At 60.6% G+C, this 3,520-nt stretch carries 4 protein-coding genes; 1 reads left to right on the plus strand and 3 read right to left on the minus strand.

Annotated elements, in window-relative coordinates; all coding sequences use genetic code 11:
* Positions 1–195, plus strand: a 195-nt coding sequence (locus AC3B8H_RS19465; protein ID WP_488443180.1) for a hypothetical protein, incomplete at its 5' end; no start/stop codon positions are given.
* A 135-nt stretch (positions 196–330) separates the two neighbouring features.
* On the opposite strand, the gene AC3B8H_RS19470 is transcribed toward AC3B8H_RS19465, so the two are convergent.
* From AC3B8H_RS19470 to AC3B8H_RS19480, 3 genes are all read right to left on the minus strand, one after another.
* Positions 331–1,026 (minus strand): hypothetical protein, encoded by a 696-nt coding sequence (locus AC3B8H_RS19470; protein ID WP_488443181.1) that lies wholly within the window; start codon positions 1,024–1,026, stop codon positions 331–333.
* Positions 1,027–1,776: 750 nt separating this feature from the next.
* Complete coding sequence (locus AC3B8H_RS19475) at positions 1,777–2,694, minus strand: lysophospholipid acyltransferase family protein (protein ID WP_488443182.1); 918 nt, start codon at positions 2,692–2,694, stop codon at positions 1,777–1,779.
* On the minus strand, positions 2,691–3,431 hold the full coding sequence (locus AC3B8H_RS19480; protein WP_488443183.1) for a glycosyltransferase family 2 protein: 741 nt from the start codon (positions 3,429–3,431) through the stop codon (positions 2,691–2,693). The genes AC3B8H_RS19475 and AC3B8H_RS19480 overlap by 4 nt, the downstream gene beginning before the upstream one ends.
* Positions 3,432–3,520: the final 89 nt, after the last annotated feature.

The following is a 3,520-nucleotide window of genomic DNA, read 5'->3' on the forward strand; positions in this document are numbered from 1 at the left end:
GATCAAGGCCATCCCGCCACCGGCATATCCAGATTTTGCCAACCGTTTTCTAATGTCGGACCGGCCCGCAAATGTTGCTTACCTAACGGTCACGAAAGGATTTTCGCCCCGGAAAATGAAAAGATGCTGGCAAGAGGCGCTTTAGCGGCAACCGAGGGCGTGTTTACCGGTATATCCGTAATTCTTTCAGAGTAATGGGTGAGTGCGTTGCGGAGTGCTGCGGTATGAGAAAAAAACACTTTCGGATAGCCAAAGCCATCGGCCAAAAAAAGCCGCCAATCCCTGGCGGCACAGTGGGTAACGAGGTTGCAAGCCGGTGTGACCGGCGATTTACGGCAACGTACAAGTACCGTCGCCGCCGTCGCGGATGAAGTAGTCGGTGGACAGCGTGCCGTTGGCGGCCGAGATCACGTTCGGACCCGCGCTCAAAAACACCGGCACCACTTTCCGGGTGGTACCGTTCAATTGGGTTAACGGCGTGCCGTTGATCGACACGTTCAGCAGATAAGTGCCGTTATCGAACAGGTTAACGAAGGGTTGGGCGGTACGGCTAGCCGGGTTGAAGGCGCACCCAGGACTGACCAGCGCGTAGGATTTGCCGCTGGCAGCGTATTCCAACGTACCGTCGCTACTGAAGGTATTGCCCGAGGTATCCGGCAGACTGCAGAAATCCGGCTGGACCGTAAACGCGTAAGTGTCCGCGACGCGTTTGGACAGCGCCACCACGACGGTGTTAGTGCCGTCGGCCAGCCAAACCGGCACCGAAGGCTGGGCCGCGTTCACTTTCGCGACCGTCCCGCCGTTCAGGCGAACCGTGGCCGTGGCTTTTAAACTTGGATTGAACAGCCCCGCTTGAACAGTGGCGGCCTGGGCGCCGGTCACCGGATTGATCGCGCAGCTGACGGCCGACGACGCGAAGGTTTTACCGCTGGCACCGACTTGCACGGTCGTCGCGGCATCGGCGCCGGCCGACAAACCCAATACGGTAAGAAAGCTTAACAGCCTGACGGATAAGGCACGGTTCATACGAATAGTTCCCCTGAACGAATATGATTAGGAGGGCGCAATCGTATTCGACGCCGATAAGCTCAAGCTTAATACCCCATTAGAACCAGGTTAAAAGTACCGCGCCGCCAGACATGGCGACGGCGGAAGACCCGCCGGCAATTATTTTGCCGTTCTATCGCCGGCACCAGCCAAACGCGAGCAAAAACCTGGTCAAACCTTCTGCACTCGGGTTCAGCGCCAAACGGGTTGAGGCCCTGCGTGATTCGGACGCCCACAGTGTGACTGTCTCTTAATGGCCGCCAGGGGCCATACTGCGGATTCGGTGCCTAGTAACAATCCGTATCCCCCCGCCGGAAGCCCAGAGCCCAAACATCTCAAGCGATCACCGATAGCCAGCAATCAGTTAAACTGGCTATCTGCGAACTTACCCTATATCTCCCGGATTGAGGTCATGCGCACCATACTTAAAACTCAGTATGAAAGTCGTTGGACAAGGTAAGGACATCGCGGTGTCGGAACGCCATCAATCGCGGCTGACGCGGCTCCTACGCCGATCCTTTTTCATTCTCCAGGGCGAAATCACTTTAATGACCGCTAGGTTAAACCGGGGAAATCGTCCGTCTGTTGGGTTCAATGTGATGCGGCGGTTCGGCGGGGATTGGCTTTCGCGCTGCTACGGCTGCCAAAAATCCAAGCCCACGGAGGGATCGAAGCTTGCAACGGCTGCCCGCTTACAGACTGGCGGCGCTTAAATCCGGCAAAGTAGAATCATTCCCGCCAGAAATCGTAAAAATTAAACCATTGTCGCGGGGCGGCCAGGCAGTGGTATTGCAAACGTTCGGCGTAGCGGCGGACGGCGGCGCGGATGACTTCGTCGCGGTTGGCGCGGTTCCAGGCCAGGCCGTCGCTGAACGGTTCGAAGAGAATTCGGTGGCGGCCGGCCTGTTTGACGCAGAACAAGCCATACACCGGACACCGCAGCAGGCCGGCCAGCACGAACGGACCCTGCGGCAACGGCGCCGGCGCGCCGAGGAAGTCGGCCCAGGCTACCCGGCCGCCACCCACCGGCGTGCGGTCGGCGGCGATAATCACCAACTCGCCCTGCTCGATTTTTTCGGCCAAGCGCATCGCCACCCCAGCGTCGATCTCGGTGACTTGCAGCAAGTTCAGCGCGCTGGCCGGGTTATAGCGGGCCAGCAAACGGTTGAAGCGCTCGGCGTGCTTGGTATGCACCAACACGTTGATTTTGACGTTCGGATCGCGCCGGGCCATGACCCGACACACTTCGGGATTGCCCAGATGGCAAGCCAACAGCAGCGCGCCGCGCCCTCGCGCCAAATCTGCCAACAACCGCTCGCGGCCGTCGAATTCGACCGCGTCCGCCGGTAGCGCATCGGCCCAGGCCGCCATCTTGTCGATCATCGCATTGGCGAATGCGATGAAATGCCGCCAACTCCGCCAGTTCAGACGCTCCGGCCGCTCGCCGTTAAACAGCGCCAAGCGCCGCCAGAATTCGCGACTGGCCTCTCGGGCGCTACGCTGGCTCAACCAGTAATAACTAACCACCGGATACAAAAACGCTTGCAGTAACGGCCGACCGCCGTAACGGAACACGCCGAACAGCAGGCGCATGCCCCAAACGCAAGTCGATTCGCCGATTTGCGCCCAATGGCCGGCGGCCCTCATCGCGGACGCCTGCACAACAGGACCGGTAGCCTGAGCAGCATCCCGCAAAACAGCCGGGCGTGCGTCAACGAAATCCGGAGGTTGTCGCGGAACAGCCGAAAATGCGATACGCCGTCTTCCGGATAACGCACCGCCGTCGGCAGGTTGAAGGCGGCGACGCCTTGCCAATGCAGCCTGACCACGATATCGATGTCAAAGGCCATGCCGCTGGCCACGCGTTGCCGGGCCAGCAAGCGCTCGACCGCCGCCAGCGGATACACGCGGTAGCCGCACATGCCGTCGGCGATCGCATCCGACCAGGTGTTGACGCGAATCCAAAAATTGGTGATGCGCCGGCCTTGCACCCGGCTCTTCGGCGCGTCGGTGCCGTATCGCGGCGCGCCGAGTATCATCGCCTCCGGATACAGGCGGGCCAGTGCCAGAAACGCCGGAATATCGGCAGTGTCGTGCTGGCCGTCGGCGTCGATTTGCAGCGCGTGACTGAAGCCTCGCGCGCCGGCCCGGCGAAAACCGTCGATGACCGCCGCGCCCTTGCCGCCGTTCGCCGGCCGTTCCAGCAAGCTCAGCCAATCGCTTTGCGCGGCGGCCAACTCGCGCAATACCTGTCCGCAGGCCGGCGAGCTGCCGTCGTTGACCAACAGGCAGGGCAAGCCGTGCGGCTTGAGCCGCGCCAGCAAGGCCGGCAACGCCCGCTCGTGGTTGTAGACCGGAATCACGATGCAAACCTTGATCGTCATGCTTACTCTGTCAGTCGTTGGACGAAGCCAGGCCATTCCCTTGTCGGAACGCCCTCAATCGCGGCTAAAGCCTTTCCCAAACCCATCTT

Source organism: Methylomonas sp. BG-2 (assembly GCF_057766305.1).